The 15,617-nt window shown below is 70.8% G+C and carries 13 protein-coding genes; 9 read left to right on the top strand and 4 right to left on the bottom strand.

The features are described from left to right. Positions 1-27 precede the first annotated feature (27 nt). Positions 28-1,266 carry a sugar ABC transporter substrate-binding protein gene (locus tag ACIP6W_RS02155; protein WP_066652409.1) on the bottom strand — a complete coding sequence of 413 codons (1,239 nt, stop codon included), beginning with the start codon at positions 1,264-1,266 and terminating at the stop codon, positions 28-30. A gap of 247 nt (positions 1,267-1,513) precedes the next feature. On the opposite strand from ACIP6W_RS02155, the gene ACIP6W_RS02150 reads away from it, so the two are divergent. The 4 genes from ACIP6W_RS02150 to ACIP6W_RS02135 all read left to right on the top strand — a co-directional run bounded on the left by ACIP6W_RS02150 (position 1,514) and on the right by ACIP6W_RS02135 (position 5,842). Beyond that, positions 1,514-2,533 carry a LacI family DNA-binding transcriptional regulator gene (locus tag ACIP6W_RS02150; RefSeq protein WP_245171591.1) on the top strand — a complete coding sequence of 340 codons (1,020 nt, stop codon included), beginning with the start codon at positions 1,514-1,516 and terminating at the stop codon, positions 2,531-2,533. A gap of 161 nt (positions 2,534-2,694) precedes the next feature. Next, a complete protein-coding gene (locus ACIP6W_RS02145) occupies positions 2,695-4,014 on the top strand; it encodes an ABC transporter substrate-binding protein (protein ID WP_066652411.1) in 1,320 nt (439 codons plus the stop codon). After that, on the top strand, positions 4,011-4,994 hold the full coding sequence (locus ACIP6W_RS02140; RefSeq protein WP_400427945.1) for a carbohydrate ABC transporter permease: 984 nt from the start codon (positions 4,011-4,013) through the stop codon (positions 4,992-4,994). Before ACIP6W_RS02145 ends, ACIP6W_RS02140 begins: the two co-directional genes overlap by 4 nt. Beyond that, entirely contained in the window at positions 4,994-5,842 is an 849-nt protein-coding gene (locus ACIP6W_RS02135) for a carbohydrate ABC transporter permease (protein WP_081984659.1), read from the top strand. Before ACIP6W_RS02140 ends, ACIP6W_RS02135 begins: the two co-directional genes overlap by 1 nt. 135 nt (positions 5,843-5,977) lie before the next feature. On the opposite strand, the gene ACIP6W_RS02130 is transcribed toward ACIP6W_RS02135, so the two are convergent. Together ACIP6W_RS02130 and ACIP6W_RS02125 are read right to left on the bottom strand one after the other, a co-directional pair. Next, positions 5,978-6,130, bottom strand: a complete 153-nt coding sequence (locus ACIP6W_RS02130) for a hypothetical protein (protein WP_158407728.1) — start codon at positions 6,128-6,130, stop codon at positions 5,978-5,980. Positions 6,131-6,291: 161 nt separating this feature from the next. After that, positions 6,292-6,738, bottom strand: a complete 447-nt coding sequence (locus tag ACIP6W_RS02125; RefSeq protein ID WP_251160547.1) for a MarR family transcriptional regulator — start codon at positions 6,736-6,738, stop codon at positions 6,292-6,294. Between the two features lie 121 nt (positions 6,739-6,859). On the opposite strand from ACIP6W_RS02125, the gene ACIP6W_RS02120 reads away from it, so the two are divergent. Next, positions 6,860-7,846 (top strand): helix-turn-helix domain-containing protein, encoded by a 987-nt coding sequence (locus tag ACIP6W_RS02120; RefSeq protein WP_066652426.1) that lies wholly within the window; start codon positions 6,860-6,862, stop codon positions 7,844-7,846. A gap of 733 nt (positions 7,847-8,579) precedes the next feature. Here the strand turns inward: ACIP6W_RS02120 and ACIP6W_RS02115 are convergent. Further along, the gene (locus ACIP6W_RS02115; RefSeq protein WP_066652428.1) at positions 8,580-9,608 is read right to left on the bottom strand and encodes a LacI family DNA-binding transcriptional regulator; all 1,029 of its coding nucleotides are present in this window, start codon (positions 9,606-9,608) and stop codon (positions 8,580-8,582) included. Between the two features lie 158 nt (positions 9,609-9,766). Here ACIP6W_RS02115 and ACIP6W_RS02110 point away from each other — a divergent pair, with 158 nt between their 5' ends. The 4 genes from ACIP6W_RS02110 (at position 9,767) to ACIP6W_RS02095 (ending at position 15,535) form a co-directional block, all read left to right on the top strand. After that, the gene (locus tag ACIP6W_RS02110) at positions 9,767-11,065 is read left to right on the top strand and encodes an ABC transporter substrate-binding protein (protein ID WP_400427938.1); all 1,299 of its coding nucleotides are present in this window, start codon (positions 9,767-9,769) and stop codon (positions 11,063-11,065) included. A 2-nt stretch (positions 11,066-11,067) separates the two neighbouring features. Beyond that, the gene (locus ACIP6W_RS02105; protein WP_058728968.1) at positions 11,068-12,087 is read left to right on the top strand and encodes a carbohydrate ABC transporter permease; all 1,020 of its coding nucleotides are present in this window, start codon (positions 11,068-11,070) and stop codon (positions 12,085-12,087) included. Next, positions 12,087-12,980, top strand: a complete 894-nt coding sequence (locus tag ACIP6W_RS02100; RefSeq protein WP_066652437.1) for a carbohydrate ABC transporter permease — start codon at positions 12,087-12,089, stop codon at positions 12,978-12,980. Before ACIP6W_RS02105 ends, ACIP6W_RS02100 begins: the two co-directional genes overlap by 1 nt. 182 nt (positions 12,981-13,162) lie before the next feature. After that, positions 13,163-15,535, top strand: a complete 2,373-nt coding sequence (locus ACIP6W_RS02095) for a glycoside hydrolase family 3 N-terminal domain-containing protein (RefSeq protein WP_400428868.1) — start codon at positions 13,163-13,165, stop codon at positions 15,533-15,535. Positions 15,536-15,617 lie beyond the last annotated feature (82 nt).

Here is a 15,617-nt window from a genome sequence, read left to right as displayed (position 1 = left end):
GGTCTCGCGACCGGCTCCCCGGCTCCGCTACTGGTTCTGCGACTGCGCCTGCTCGAGCGCCTGCTCGGGGTCGGCCTTGCCGGTCAGTGCGAGCTGCACGGCGGTGTAGATCCTCGTGGCGGCCTTGGGCCAGTCCGGTCCGAGCTCGGCCGTCCGGGCCCGGGCGGTCTGCACGGTGGTGACGAACGAGGCCACGTCGGCGTGGTCCTCCGCCCACTTCTTGCCGACCTCGATGTTGGTGGGCACATTGCCGCTGACCCCGGCCAGGACGGCCTGCATCTTGTCGCTGTTCAGGCACCCGACGAACTTGCCGGCGAGCTGCATCGTGTCCTTGTTCCCGGTCTGCGGGACGGTGAAGGCCTCGCCGCCGAGCGGGGCGACGGTCTCGGACCCGGTGCGCGTCGGGATCGGGACGCTGTCGAACTCGAGGTCCTTCGCCTTCTTGAGCGCCGGCAGCTGCCACGGACCGTTGATCATCATCGCGGCCTTGCCGGCGATGAACTGGTTGTTGACGTCGGCCTGCGCCCAGTTGATCGAGCTCTTCGACATCGAGCCGTCGTCCTGCAGGTCCTGCACGAGCTGCAGCGCCTGGGCGGCCTCGGGCGTCGCGATGTCCTTCTCGTCGCCGCCGTTCGACCAGAAGAACGGCAGGAACTGCCAGGTGCCCTCGTAGGTGTTGATGTTGCTCATCGCGAAGCCGTACGTCGACCCGTTCGTGAGCTTCTTCGCGGCTTCCTTGAGCTCGTCCCACGTCTTGGGCGGCTGGACGCCTGCCTCGTCGAGCAGCTTCTTGTTGTAGTACAGCGCGATGGAGTTCGTGTTCGGCTGCAGCCCGTAGAGCTTGCCCTCGAACGTGTTCGCGCCCTTCACGCCGGGGACGTCGTCGTCCGCGTCGAGGCCGTAGTCGGCGAGGTCGGACAGCGCCCCGGACGAGGCGATCTGCTGCACGTCGGGGTTGTCGAGCATGAGCACGTCGGGCAGGGTGCGCGACGACGCCTGCTGCAGGACCTTCGAGATGAGGCCGGCGCCGGCGACGTGGTTGATCTTCACCTCGACGCCGACGTCCTTCGCGCACTGCTGGTACACGGGGTCGTAGTTGGCGTCGTAGTAGTCCTCGATCGTGAGGGTCTTGCCGCCGCCGCCGGACGACGATGCGTTGCCGGAGCCGGAGCACCCGGCCAGGACGAGGGGGACCGTCGCGACGATCGCGGCGGCGCCGACGAGGGCGCGGCCCCGGCGGGACGTGGAGCGGAAACCAGGCTTCATTGCACTGCTCTTCTCTTCGCGGATGCGGGGAAGGACACGGTGCGTCGACTCCATTGACGTCGTCGTCGCGGTGGTCCTGGGGCGAGAAGCTAACAGAGAAGCGCTTCACCTGTAAAGCGCTTTTCTGGTTCCGGTGCGGGTCTATGCTCGTGACCACCGCAGTGCACGCGGAGCAGGACGGCACCGTCGCCGGCCTGCCGCCGGACCTGCACGGAACCCGACGGTGCCGATCGATCAGGAGGGGCCGATGGCCACGATGCAGCAGGTCGCCGACCGCGCCGGCGTCTCCATCGCGACGGTGTCGTTCGTGGTGAACGGCACGAAGTACGTCACGCCGGCGACGACGGCGAAGGTCACCGCGGCGATGCGCGAGCTGAAGTTCCGCGGCAACGTCGTGGCGCGCGCGCTCGCCAGCCGGCGGACGCGGATCATCGCCCTGCTCTTCCCGACCACGGGCAACCGCTTCAGCCCGACCACGTCCGAGTTCTTCATGAACGCCGCGGAGCGGGCCTCCGAGCGCGGGTACCACCTGGTGCTCTGGCCCGTCGACCCGGCCGGCGACGACCTCGACGACCTCGTCTCCGGCGGTCTCGTCGACGGCGTCGTGCTCATGGAGGTGCGGATGGACGACCCGCGCGTGGTCAAGCTGTCCGAGCTCGGGGTGCCCTTCACCCTGATCGGCCGGACGCGCGACGCGGACGAGCTGCCGTACGTGGACATCGACTTCGAGACCACCATCGAGGACGGACTCGACCACCTGCAGGGTCTCGGCCACCGGCGCTTCGGGCTCGTGCTCGAGAGCCTCGAGGGCACACCGATGGCCGGGTACGCACCGCACCTGCGGGTCGAGGACACCTTCCGCCGCTCGGTCGCCGAGCGCGGTGGTGCGGGAACGATCGTGTACGCCGGCCCCGGGAGCGAGGGCGGTCGCGACGCCGCCCGACGCCTGCTCGAGGCGGACCCGGACGTCACCGCGGTGCTCGTGATGAAGGACGACTCGTCCGCCGGTCTGCTGGTCGGTCTCTACGCCGCGGGTCGACGGGTGCCTGATGACGTCTCGGTGCTCAGCATCGCGTCGTCGGCCGCAGCGGGGGACCAGCACCACCCCCGCCTGTCGACGATGATCGCGCCCGGTCGCGAGCTCGGCGTGCGCGCGGCCGACGCGCTGATCGACCGCCTCGACGGCACGTCCGTCGAGCTCCCGCACTTCCTGCTGCCCTGCGTGCTCCGCCCCGCCGAGTCGACGGCCCCCGCACCCACCCGCTGACCAGCGCGGCCATGCCTCGGACGGGAGGCACGTGGCGGGGCCCGCACCGCGCCTCCCGTCCGTCGCCTACTCAGGCTCCCTGTGCGGTCGCTCAGGCGCGCTTGGTTCTGTGGTGCCACGTGATCGCCGGGTGCTCGCGCACCCTTCGTCGAGGAGGACGGATGGCAATCGACCGCAGGCTCTTCCTGCTCGGGGGCACGGGGGTGCTGCTGCTCGCCGGCTGCTCCACCCGGCCGGAGCGCACCACCGTCGAGCAGTGGCCCACCGACCCGCCCGAGGGCGACGTCACGATCAGCTGGTGGGCGGGGCAGGTGGCCTCGAAGGACGGCGGTGACCTCCGTCGCCGGTTGATCGCGGAGTTCCAGAAGGAGCACCCGAACATCCGCGTGCGGATCGTCAGCGCCCCGAGCGACACCGACACGAACCGCACCAGCCTGACGACGCAGATCGCCGCGGGGAGCCCGACACCGGACGTGTACCTGGGCGACGTCGCGTGGCCCGGGCAGTTCGCGAAGAACAAGCTCGCGACCCCGGTGAACCAGCTCGTCGGCGAGGACTTCTTCGAGCAGTTCCCCGAGGGACTCCGGCTGGCCGCCAGCGTCGACGGGACCTACTACATGTTCCCGCTCTACATCGACGAGTCGTTCTTCCTGTACCGGCAGGACCTGCTCGACAAGCACGGGTTCCAGGTCCCGCGCTCGTGGGAGGAGGTCAAGGAGACCGCCGCGAAGCTCGTCGACACGGGCGACGTCGACTACGGGCTGGCGTTCCAGGGCGACGTGTACGAGGGCCTCACCTGCAACGTCACCGAGTTCGTCGCCGATGCGGGCGGCTCGCTGCTCAACGACGACCTGACGAAGCCCGCGACCACGAGCTCGGAGACGAAGCGCGCCTTCGAGTTCATGCGGTCGCTCATCACCGACGGCGCCGCACCGCGCGCGACCCTGACGTACCAGGAGCAGGACACGAACGACGCCTTCGCAGGCGGTCGCGCCGCGTTCCTGCGCAACTGGTCGTACGCGTGGGGCATCGCCAACGGGCCGGACTCCGCGGTCGCGGGCAAGGTCGGTCTCGCCGCGCGCCCGACGTTCGACGGCACGGACGAGCACCACTCGACGATCGGTGGGTGGGGGAACTACATCAACCCGCACACCCAGCAGCCCGCGGCGGCGCTCACCTTCGCGGCCTGGATGTCGAGCGAGACGGCGCAGCAGTTCCTCACCCGCGAGGGCGGTGTCCTGCCGGCCCGCAGCGCGAGCCTGGTCAGCGACGACGCGAAGCGGCAGAACCGCCCGACGTACGACACCGCGGCGGGCATCACGCTCGTTCCCCGTCCGACCTCGACGGCGTACTACCCGAAGGTCTCGCAGGGCGTGTACCAGAACGGCAACAGCATCCTCGGCGGGCAGGCGTCCGTCGACGGCGGCACCCGCGCGATGGCCTCCGCGATCTCGCTCGCCCTGACCGGGGACGCGCTGTGAGCGCCGGCACCGCGACGCGGACGCCGGCCGGTGCGGCCGGGGGACGGACTCCGGGGAGGAGGCCCGACGGGTACCGCCAGGCGAGCGCTCGGTCGCGGATGGAGCGCGTCCGTGCCCGGGGCGCGTGGGGCTTCGCCGCCCCGGCGCTCCTGGTCGTCGCCGCGGTCACGATCTTCCCGGTGGTGTACTCGATCGTCCTGAGCTTCGCGGACGTCGAGATCGGCTACGACGGCTTCACGATCCAGGGCTTCGGCCTCGGCAACTACGCGGCCCTGCTGCAGAGCGCCGACTGGTACCGGGCGCTCGGCTTCACGGTGCTGTACACGGTCGTCACGGTGTCCGTGGAGCTCGTCCTCGGCATGCTCGTCGCCCTGGTGCTCGAACGGCTCGGGGTCACCCGCGGCTGGATGCTCGCGCTGCTCCTCGTGCCGTGGTCGCTCGTGACGATCGTGAACGCACAGCTGTGGAAGTACATCTACGACTCGACGTACGGCGTCGCGACGTGGTTCTTCGGGCTGTTCGGCGACGCCCCGGTGATCCTCGGTGAACCGGTCCCCGCGATCACGGGTCTGATGGTCGCGGACATCTGGAAGACCACGCCGTTCGTGGCGATCATCCTGCTCGCGGGCCTCGTCCAGATCTCGGAGGACCTCTACGAGGCCGCCGAGCTCGACGGGGCGAACGGGTGGCAGACGTTCTGGCGCGTCGTCGTCCCGCAGTTGGCTCCGACCCTGACGATCGCGGTCCTGTTCCGCGTGCTGCAGGCGTTCGGCGTCTTCGACCTGCCGTTCGTGCTGACGAACGGCGGACCGGGCACCACCACCCAGTCGCTCGCGATCATGGGCTACAAGGTGCTCTTCCAGGACATCAACATCGGACCGGGCGCAGCGATCGCGACCAGCACGGCGGTCATCGTGGCCGTCGGGTGCCTGCTCTTCCTGCGGGCGTTCCGGAACCAGGCGAAGGGAGGGGATGCCTGATGCCCCGTCAACGTGTCCGCAAGGGCTGGCGGAAGTGGGTCAACACCGTCAACGTCAGCGGTGTCGTCATCGCCGTGCTCACCGCGCTGCCGCTCTACTGGCTGGTCTCGACCTCGCTCAAGCCGTCGTCGGAGATCGCCCAGTCGCCGCCGACCGTCGTGCCGCAGTCGCTGACGTTCGACAACTTCGTCGTGGCCTTCCGCGACAACGCCCTCGGGCAGTACATGGTGAACAGCATCGTGGTGTCGGTGGCGACGACGGTCATCGTGCTCGCGCTGTCGTTCCTCGCCGGCTACGCCCTCGCCGGGCGGTGGATCAAGGGCCGCACGGCGATCATGACCTCGCTGCTCATGCTGTCGGTCTTCCCGGCGATCGCGGTCCTGACGCCGCTGTACCTGCTCGAGCGGAACCTCGGGCTGCTCAACTCGTACCCGGGCCTGGTCGTGCCGTACGTCGCGTTCAACCTGCCCTTCGCCATCTGGATCATGCGCAACTACCTGCAGGGGATCCCCTCGACCATCGAGGAGGCCTCCGAGATCGACGGCGCCGGCGCCTGGCGCACCGTGCTGTCGGTGATCCTGCCCATGGCGAAGCCCGGGCTCTTCACCGTCGGGGTGTTCACCTTCACGGCGTCGTGGAGCGAGTTCCTCATGGCGCTCACGTTCAACAGCGAGAACTCGTTCCGGACCATCCCGGTCGGCATCGCCCTGTTCGGGACCCAGTTCACCGTGCCGTTCGCGCAGATCTTCGCGGCGAGCGTCGCCGCGACGATCCCGATCGTCATCCTCGTGCTGGTGTTCCGCCGCTCGATCGTCTCCGGGCTCACCAGCGGAGCGGTCAAGGGGTGACGTCCGCAGCCTCGGTGACCGCGGACCGGTCGCCGGCCCCGTGACGGACGGGAGGCCCGTGGCGATCCCGCCACGGGCCTCCCGTCCGTCACCCGGCCGGTGCTCGCTCGTCGCGGCCCGGACGGTGCCGTGCCGTCAGCGACGTGCGTCGCGCGCGGTGTCGGTGAAGAAGTCGGCGTACAGGCCGTTCGCGTCCTGCAGCTCGCCGTACTTCCACCGCTTGCGCATCCGGCGGAACGTCTCGATGCGCACCGGGTCGATGCCCGGCTCGGACTGGTACGAACCCATGGTTCCTCCCCGTTTCCCTGATCCACCCCCGTGTGGGGGTACCCAGTGGTGACGGTACGGGCAGAGCGGCTCCGCGTCCGGCAAGATAGGTCGGGAAGTTACCTAACTGCGCTTGTTGGACAAACGTTCGAGCAGGGTCCTCGGCCGCCCGTAGCCTGCCGTCAGGGGGTCGGAGCGCCGTACTCGAGCGCCTCGATCACACGATCGATCACGCGGACGTACCGCGTGATCTCGCGCTCGGAGAAGGAGGACAGGAGCTCGTGCAGGTGCTCGTTCGTACTGTCCATCGCCGCGGCGTAGGCGCGCTGCGTCTCCGGCGTGAGCTCGATGAACCGGCTGCGGCCGTCCTCCGGGTTCGGCACGCGGCACAGGTGCCCGGCGCGTTCGAGCCGGTCGACCGTCCCGGTGACCGCCGGGCCCGTCAGGCCGAGGTGCGACACGAGGTCCTTCACCCGGACCGTCCGGTCCGCCGCAGCGGCGCGGGCGACGAACTGCAGGACCGTGAGGTCCGAACCGGAGACGGAGAGGCGTTCGCGCAGTCGGCCGCGGAGGGCACCCATCGCGGCCTCGAGCCGGGTGATCGCCGCCGTCAGGTCGATCTCACTCACGTGGTCGCCCCCTCCGTGCGCATCGGTCGTGCGCGACACTACGCGGCACCCACCCCAGAACCGTATCCGGATAACGAGGAAGCATGCGCCATCTGGACAGAGCCACGCCGACGGACCTGCCGTGGCTGACCCGTTGATCGAGGCGTTCGGCGCCGAGGAGACCATCGCACCGGTGCGGTTCGAGGTGTCCGGGACGCGCCCGGACGCCGCCGTCCGCGCCCTCGGCGGCATCTACGCGGGGGAGCGGTGGAGCGCCGTGCCGTCCCACGGGCGGTTCGACTACCGCTACACCGCGATCGGGGACAGCGAGGTCACCATCCGGCGCTCCCAGATGCACGGCGAGATCCGGGGCTGGATGCCCGTCGGCTCGGTCGACTACGTCGTCACGTGGATCAGCACCGGCACGGGTGAGCTCGAGATGCGCGGTGAGCGCTGGCCCATGCTGCACGACACCCCGGTGATGTTCCCCGCCGACGAGGAGTTCGGCTTCGTCACCGCGGACTACGACCAGCGGCTGGTGCACTTCGACCGCGAGTTCGTCCGACGTGTCGCCGCGGCGCGGGCGGACGTCGCGGACCGGCCGATGCGGTTCGACGCGCGACGCGGTGCCGACGAGTCGATCGAGCACCGCTGGCAGGGTGCCCTGACGGCGTTGTCCCGGGCGCTGCGCGTCGGCGGACCGGACTCAGACGCGTGGCAGGACGCCAAGGTCACCGCTGCCGAGGTCTTCCTCGACATGTTCCCGCCGCAGAGCGACGACCTGCCCGACGTGCTGGAGCAGCCGCGGAACGCCCGGCTCCGGGCCGCCGTGGAGTACATCCACGCGCACGCCGCCGAACCGGTGTCGATCGTCGACCTGTCCGAGGCCGCGGGGTTGAGCGTGCGGTCCGTCCAGGAGTCCTTCCGGCGGGTCTTCGACGTCTCCCCGCTGACCTACCTGCGCCACGTGCGGCTCGACCGCGTGCACGAGGAGCTCCTCGAGGCAGGGCCGCAGGCCGGTGCCGTCGGGGACATCGCGCGCCGGTGGGGCTTCGCGCACCTCGGGCGGTTCTCGGCGTCCTACGCCGAGCGCTTCGGCGAGTACCCGAAGCAGACGCTGCGGCGCTGAGCGCTGCGCCGCGCCGGTCGGCGCAGCGCGCAGCGGCGGGCGCGACGTGCTCACGCGCAACCAGGAGCACGTCGCGCCACGGAACGCCGTGGCGCGACGTGTCTTCGGTTGTGCCGCTGGCGCCGCGGGCGCGAGGGGCGCGAGCGGCGCGGCCTGCGCCGCTGTCGGCGGGTGCGACGTGCTCACGCATGACCAGGAGCACGTCGCGCCACGGAAAGCCGTGGCGCGACGTGCCGTCGGTTGTGCCGCAGGCGTCGTGGGCGCCGCGGGCGCGAGCGGCGCGGCCCGCGCCGCGGCAACGACGTGATTCCGTCTCCCGACCGCGGCGCACTGTCGCTCCCGCGGACGACTCGCGCCACCGCGCAGCAGGCGAGCACCGCCGGACGGGAGGCGCGGTGCCGGGTCGTCGCGCGCCTCCCGTCCGTCGACCCGTCGGGACGGCTGAGCGGGTACGACATGCCGCGGTCGTACGTCGAGCGGGCGCGATCGGTTGCCAGCAGCGCCGAGGGTGACGGATGTGGCCCGCTCGTCGTGCGGACGGGAGGCGCGGTGCCAAGTCGTCGCGCGCCTCCCGTCCGTCGACCTGTCCGTCGGCCCGTCGCGACGGCTGAGCGGGTACGACCCGCCGCGGGCGTGCGTCGGGCGGGTGCGATCGGTTGTCAGCAGTGCCGAGCGTGACGGATGTGGCCCGCTCGCCGTACTGACGGGAAGCGCCGCGCAGCGGCCGCGCGCCTCAGGCGTGCGCCGGCGCCGTGCTGCTCCGGACGCGCAGCGTCGAGCGCAGGCGCACGTGGTCGCTCGTGGGCTCGCCGCGGAGCATGGCGAGGAGCATCGCGACCGCGCTCGCGCCGAGTTCGGCGAGCGGCTGAGCCACGGTGGTGAGCGGCGGCGTCGTGGTCGACGCCTGCGGGACGTCGTCGAACCCGACGACCGACAGATCCTCGGGCACGCGCAGCCCGAGCGACGCTGCGGCGTGCAGCACGCCGATGGCCGACGAGTCGTTCGCGGCGAACACCGCCGTCGGCCGGTCGGGCAGCGTGAGGAGCTCGTGAGCAACGGCTGCCGAGCGCTCCTCCTGGTAGTCACCGGCGCGCACGAGTCGCTCGTCGACCGCGATGCCGGCGGCGGCGAGGGCGTCCCGGTAGCCGGTCTCGCGGAGCTGCGACGACGCCAGGTCACTGCGCCCCTGCACGTGGGCGATGCGGGTGTGCCCGAGCTCGAGCAGGTGGTCCACGGCGTCCCGGGCCCCGGCGACGTTGTCGGTGTCGACGGTCGCGTGGCCCTCCGGCCCGGTGTGCGGGTCGATCGCGACGACGGGGATGGACGCTCCCGACAGGGCGGCGGAGGGGGTCACGACGATGGCGCCGTCGATGAGCGTTCCGGACAGGCGTGAGAGCGAGCGGCGTTCCCACCCGGGCTGCCCCGTGCCGGCCTCGAGTCCGGCGTAGGCGAGCAGCTCGTAGCCGGTCCCCGTGGTCGCCGCCGAGACGCCGCGCAGGAGCTCGGTCGAGAACGGCTCGAACTCGGGGACCAGGATGCCGATGACGTTGGTGCGGGAGCTCCGCAGGCTGCGCGCGACGAGGGACGTCTCGTAGCCCAGGCGCTCGACCACCTCCTGGACACGGAGCATGGTCGCGGGCGCCACGCCGTCGCGGTTGTTGACCACCTTCGACACGGTCGGGATCGAGACGCCGGCGGCACGCGCGACGTCCGCGATCGTGACCCGCCCCGGTCCGGGCGTGTGGTCGACGGCGGTCTGCATGTGCTCACCGTACCGCCGCCACAGCGTTCCGCCAGCGGACACATCACGGTTAGAAAACGTTATCGATAACGATTGACAAGCCCGTGGAGCAGCTGGCACGCTCTCCGCAGCGGCATCGACTGCCGCGAACGTCAACGACGACACCGAGGAGTTCCACGATGACGAGGAAGATCCGTGCCGCGGCAGCCATCGCGCTGGTCGGGGCCACCGCTCTCACGCTGGCGGGTTGTTCCGCCGGCGGCAGCGACCCGTCGGAGGACGGCGGCAAGGTCACGATGACCTTCTGGCACAACTCGACCACCGGTCCGGGCAAGGCCTACTGGGACAGCACCGTCAAGGCGTTCGAGGAGAAGTACCCGAACGTCACCATCAAGACCCAGGCGATCCAGAACGAGGACCTGGACGGCAAGCTCCAGACCGCGCTCAACTCCGGTGACGGTCCGGACGTCTTCCTGCAGCGCGGCGGCGGCAAGATGGACGCGATGATCGCGGCCGGTCAGCTCATGGACATCTCCGACTCGATCAGCGACGACGCGAAGCAGTCGATCAGCAAGGGCACCTTCGCCGGGTACGAGAAGGACGGGAAGACCTACGCCATGCCGGGCGCCGTGCTCCCCGAGGGCATCTGGTACTCGAAGGACCTGTTCGAGCAGGCCGGCATCGACGGCACCCCGACCACGATGCACGAGATGAACGAGGACATCGCCAAGCTCAAGGCCAAGGACATCGACCCGGTGGCCGTCGGCGCGAAGGACGCCTGGCCCGCCGCGCACTGGTACTACAACTTCGCGCTCCGCGAGTGCAGCGAGAAGACGCTGAACGACGCGGCGAAGACGCTCGAGTTCGACGACGCGTGCTGGACCAAGGCCGGCCAGCAGCTCGAGGACTTCACCGCGACGAAGCCCTTCAACCAGGGCTTCCTCACCACCGCCGCGCAGCAGGGCGCCGGCAGCTCGGCCGGACTCCTGGCGAACCACAAGGCCGCGATGGAGCTCATGGGCGCCTGGGACCCGGGCGTGATCGCCTCGCTGACCCCCGACGCGAAGCCGCTCGGCGACCTCGGGTGGTTCCCGTTCCCCGCGGTGGACGGCGGCAAGGGTGACCCGAAGTCGATGATGGGTGGTGTCGACGGCAACTCCTGCTCGGCACAGGCCCCGAAGAAGGCCTGCACGGACTTCCTCAACTTCATCGTGCAGAAGGACAACCAGGAGGCGTACTACAAGGCCTTCAACGCGATCCCCGTCAACAAGGACGCGCAGTCCGTCGTGTCCGAGCCCTACCTGAAGACGGCCCTCGCCGCCTACCAGGAGGCCCCGTTCGTCTCGCAGTACCTCGACACCCTGTACGGCCAGAACGTCGGCAACGCGCTGAACACCAGCGTCGTCGACCTGCTCGCCGGCAAGGGCAGCGCGAAGGACATCGTCGAGACCACCAACCAGGCCGCGGCCAAGGGCTGATCATGGCGCTCGACACCTCCCTCGGCACGACCCCGGCGAAGGCGTCGGGCACGGCTCCCGGGACGTCCCCGGCGGGGAGCGGTTCGCCGCTCCCCGCCCGGCGGACCGCCCAGCGCGTCGCCGACTGGCGCAAGCGCGTCGAGATCGCGGTCCTCGCCGGACCCGCGGTCATCGTCTTCGTGACGTTCGTCATCCTGCCGGTGGCGCTCGCCGCGTACTACGGCTTCTACAAGTGGCAGGGCTACGGCCCGCCGACGAACTTCGTCGGGCTGCAGAACTACCTGATCATCTTCCAGGACAAGGCGTTCCAGTCGGTCCTGCTGCACAACGGCTTCATCGTCGTGATGTCGCTCGTGCTCCAGGGCCCGATCGCCATCGTCCTCGCCCTGCTGCTCAACCAGAAGATGCGCGGCCGCGGGCTCGTCCGCGTGCTCGTCTTCGTGCCCTACGTGATCTCCGAGGTCATCGTCGGCACCGGCTGGAGCCTCATGCTGCAGTCCAACGGCGCCGTGAACGACCTGATGCAGGGCATCGGACTCGGCGGACTCCGTCAGGACTGGCTGTCCAACCCGGACATCGCCATCTGGAGCCTCCTCGCGATCATCTCGTGGAAGTACATCGGCTTCGCGGTGATCCTGTTCCTGGCCGGTCTGCAGAGCATCCCCGAGGAGCTCTTCGAGGCCGCGGCGATCGACGGTGCGAGCTACTGGCAGATCCAGCGCCGCATCACCCTGCCGCTGCTCGGCCCCACCATCCGCATCTGGGCGTTCCTGTCGATCATCGGCTCGCTCCAGCTGTTCGACCTCGTCTACATCATCTGGGGCCAGTACATCTCGTCGACCGCAGGGACCTCGACCATGGCGACGTACATGGTCGCGAACGGCCGGACCTCGGGCAACTACGGCTTCGGCAGTGCCGTCGCGGTGGTCATGTTCCTGATCTCGCTCGCCGTCGCCCTGGTCTACCAGCACTTCGTGCTCCGTCGGGACACCGCCGGCGCCATCACCGAGAGGAAGCACTGATGGCCGTCACCAGCGCCACCACCAACCTCGTCGCCCCCGGCCGCCGCGGTGCCCGGGCACGGAAGTCCGGCGCAGCACTCGGCCAGGCGAGCCCACTGACCTACGTCGTCGCGATCCTGTTCGTCGCCGCGAACCTCGCCCCGGTGCTCTACATCGTGCTGGGCGGGTTCCGGACGAACTCGCAGATCACGACGAGCCCGGCCGGTCTGCCGGCACCGTTCCAGTTCGGCAACTACGGATCGGTCCTGTCGAGCGGGATCTTCTGGCAGCAGCTCGGCAACTCGACGATCAGCGCGGTCACCACGACGCTCGGCGTCGTCGTGCTCGGGCTCATGGTCAGCTTCGTGCTCGCCCGCTACTCCTTCCGGGGTCGCGGTGCGGTGTACGCGCTGTTCGCCGCGGGCCTGATGTTCCCGATCACGGTCGCGATCACACCGCTCTACCTGCTCGTCAAGGACCTCGGTCTCACGAACAGCCTGGCGGGCGTGATCCTGCCGCAGATCGCCTTCGCCCTGCCGACGACCGTCATCATCCTGGTGCCGTTCCTGCGGGCGATCCCGGACGAGCTCGAGGAGGCCGCCTCGATCGACGGGGCCAGCCGCCTCGGCTTCTTCTTCCGGATGATCGTCCCGCTGTCCCTGCCCGGTGTGGTGACCGTCGGCATCCTGGCGTTCATCGGCAGCTGGAACAGCTACATCCTGCCGCTGTTCATCCTCAACAACGAGGCCGCCTACACGCTGCCGCTCGGCGTCCAGGCGTTCTCGTCGCAGTACTCCGTCGACACGGCGAAGGTGCTCGCCTTCACGTCGATGTCGATGATCCCCGCGCTGGTGTTCTTCACGATCTTCCAGAAGCGCATCGTCGGCGGTCTGACCGGGGCGGTGAAGGGGTGACCACGCTCGACCACACGGTCACCACCGACGGCACCACCGACGGCCAGGCGGCACGCGGCACGTCCGCACCGCGGCCCGCCGCCACCCGTGACGGACGGGAGGGACGTGGCGACGCCGCCACGGGCCTCCCGTCCGACCCGGGGCACGTCACGGACGCGACCGCGTCCGACCGCGTCACCACGCTGCTGGCCGCGATGACCCTCGAGGAGAAGACCGCGCAGCTGGTCGGCTACTGGCTCGACCAGAACGGCGTCGTCGCCCCGATGCAGGGCGAGATGGCCGCGGCCCAGCAGGGCACGACGCTCACCGACGTCACCCGGCACGGCCTCGGCCAGTACACCCGCGTGTACGGCACCCGTCCCGTCGAGCCCGACGAGCGCGCCGCCTGGCTGTGGGCGGAGCAGCGTCGGCTGAAGCGCGAGACCCGCCTCGGCATCCCGGCGCTCGTGCACGAGGAGTGCCTGACCGGGCTCGCGGCGTGGAAGGCCGCGACGTTCCCGACACCGCTGGCGTGGGGTGCGTCGTTCGACCCGGAGCTCGTCGAGCACGTCGGTGCCGTGATCGGCCGCTCGATGCGCGAGCTCGGCGTCCACCAGGGCCTCGCGCCCGTGCTCGACGTCGTCCGCGACCCCCGCTGGGGACGGGTCGACGAGTGCATCGGCGAGGACCCGTACCTCGTCGGCACCGTCGGTACCGCGTACGTCCGCGGTGTGCAGAGCGCCGGCGTCGACGCCACGCTCAAGCACTTCCTCGGCTACTCGGCCTCGCGCGCCGGCCGCAACCACGCCCCGGTCCACGCCGGACCGCGCGAGGTCGCCGACGTGTTCCTGCCGCCGTTCGAGATGGCCCTCGTCGACGGCGGCGCGCGGAGCGTCATGAACTCGTACGCCGAGGTCGACGGCGTCCCCGTCGCCGCCGACCCCGCGCTGCTCACCGACCTGCTGCGCGACCGGCTCGGGTTCGACGGCACGGTCGTGGCCGACTACTTCTCCGTCGCGTTCCTCGAGGTCATGCACGGCGTCGCCCGTGACCGCGGCGAGGCCGCTGCGACGGCGCTCGCCGCCGGCATCGACGTCGAGCTGCCGACCGGTGACGCCTACCTGGCGCCGCTGGTCGAGCGGGTGCGCAGCGGACTCGTCGACGAGGCCCTCGTCGACCGCGCCGTGCTGCGCGTGCTCCGGCAGAAGGAGCGGCTCGGCCTGCTCGACCCGGACGTCTTCGAGGACGAACCGCCCACCGGCGTCGACCTCGACTCGCCGGAGCACCGGGCGCTCGCGCGGCGGCTCGCGGCGGAGTCGCTCGTGCTGCTCTCGAACGACGGCGTGCTGCCGCTCGACGGTGGCGCCGCAGCCCCCGTCTCCCCGACCCCGGGCGCCGACTTGCAGAGCCCCGTCGCGGTGATCGGCCCGAACGCCCACCGCGCCGAGGCCCTGCAGGGCTGCTACTCCTTCGCCAACCACGTGCTGGCCACGCACCCCGGGCTGGAGGCCGGTTTCGCGATCCCGACCGTGCTCGAGGCGCTGCAGGACGCGCTCGGGTCCGACACCATCCGGTACGCCCGTGGTGCCGAGGTCGAGGGCGAGGACCGCGCCGGGTTCGCCGAGGCGGTGGCGGTCGCGCGGGAGTCCTCGGTGGCGGTCGTCGTCGTCGGCGACCAGGCCGGCCTGTTCGGTCGTGGCACGGTCGGCGAGGGCAACGACTCCGAGTCGCTCGACCTGCCGGGCGTGCAGCGCGAGCTCGTCGAGGCCGTCGTCGCCACCGGCACGCCGACCGTCGTCGTGCTGCTGACCGGTCGTCCGTACGCGATCGGCTGGGCACTCGACGGCGACCAGCCGAAGCCTGCGGCGGTCGTCCAGGCGTTCTTCCCGGGCGAGGAGGGCGGCACCGCGATCGCCGACCTGCTCACCGGTGCCGCGGCGCCGTCCGGCCGCCTGCCCGTCTCGCTGCCGCGGTCGGCCGGCGCGCAGCCGTACTCGTACCTGCACCCTCGTCTCGGCGGACCGTCCGACGTCACCGCGACGGACTCCACGCCCGTCCGACCGTTCGGCTTCGGCCTGACCTGGACGTCCTTCGCGTACGAGGACCTGACGGTGGACGGGACCGCGTCCACGGACGGAGCGCTCACCGCGTCGGTCACCGTGCGGAACACCGGCGACCGGGACGGCGTCGAAGTCGTCCAGCTCTACGGGCACGACCCGCACGCGTCGATCACGCGCCCGGTCGCGCAGCTGCTCGGCTACGCCCGGGTCGCGGTCGCGGCGGGGGAGTGCGTCACGGTGCGGTTCGACGTGCCGGTGCAGCGGTTCGCCTTCACCGACCGCGCGATGCGGAAGGTGGTCGAGCCGGGGGACGTCGAGGTGTGGGTCGCGTCCGACGCGGCGGCGTCGCGGCCGGGAGGCCCGGTGGAGACGGGCGGGATCGTCGCGTCCGGGGACGGACCGGTCCGGCACGAGTTCCCCCGGTCGGCGACGGACCGTGCGGTCGTGCGCCTGACCGGCGCCGTGCACGAGGTCACGCTGGCCGACCGGCGCACCGTGACCTGGACGACCGTCTGAGCTGCCGACGCCGCCGTGGAGTGTCCGGATCAGGGCCTCCGCGGCGGCGTCCGCGTGCGTTCCGACGTCCGGCCGGTAGCGT

This window comes from Curtobacterium sp. NPDC088465, assembly GCF_044753165.1.
In the GTDB taxonomy this organism is placed as follows: domain Bacteria; phylum Actinomycetota; class Actinomycetes; order Actinomycetales; family Microbacteriaceae; genus Curtobacterium.
The sequence above is the reverse complement of the archived record's forward strand: the minus strand, read 5'-3'. Positions and strand labels throughout refer to the sequence as shown.

Coding starts and splice junctions, on each gene's coding strand:
- ACIP6W_RS02155 (WP_066652409.1), bottom strand. CDS start 1,266: ATGAAGCCTGGTTTCCGCTCCACGTCCCGCCGGGGCCGCGCCCTCGTC.
- ACIP6W_RS02150 (WP_245171591.1), top strand. CDS start 1,514: ATGGCCACGATGCAGCAGGTCGCCGACCGCGCCGGCGTCTCCATCGCG.
- ACIP6W_RS02145 (WP_066652411.1), top strand. CDS start 2,695: ATGGCAATCGACCGCAGGCTCTTCCTGCTCGGGGGCACGGGGGTGCTG.
- ACIP6W_RS02135 (WP_081984659.1), top strand. CDS start 4,994: ATGCCCCGTCAACGTGTCCGCAAGGGCTGGCGGAAGTGGGTCAACACC.
- ACIP6W_RS02130 (WP_158407728.1), bottom strand. CDS start 6,130: ATGGGTTCGTACCAGTCCGAGCCGGGCATCGACCCGGTGCGCATCGAG.
- ACIP6W_RS02115 (WP_066652428.1), bottom strand. CDS start 9,608: ATGCAGACCGCCGTCGACCACACGCCCGGACCGGGGCGGGTCACGATC.
- ACIP6W_RS02110 (WP_400427938.1), top strand. CDS start 9,767: ATGACGAGGAAGATCCGTGCCGCGGCAGCCATCGCGCTGGTCGGGGCC.
- ACIP6W_RS02105 (WP_058728968.1), top strand. CDS start 11,068: ATGGCGCTCGACACCTCCCTCGGCACGACCCCGGCGAAGGCGTCGGGC.
- ACIP6W_RS02100 (WP_066652437.1), top strand. CDS start 12,087: ATGGCCGTCACCAGCGCCACCACCAACCTCGTCGCCCCCGGCCGCCGC.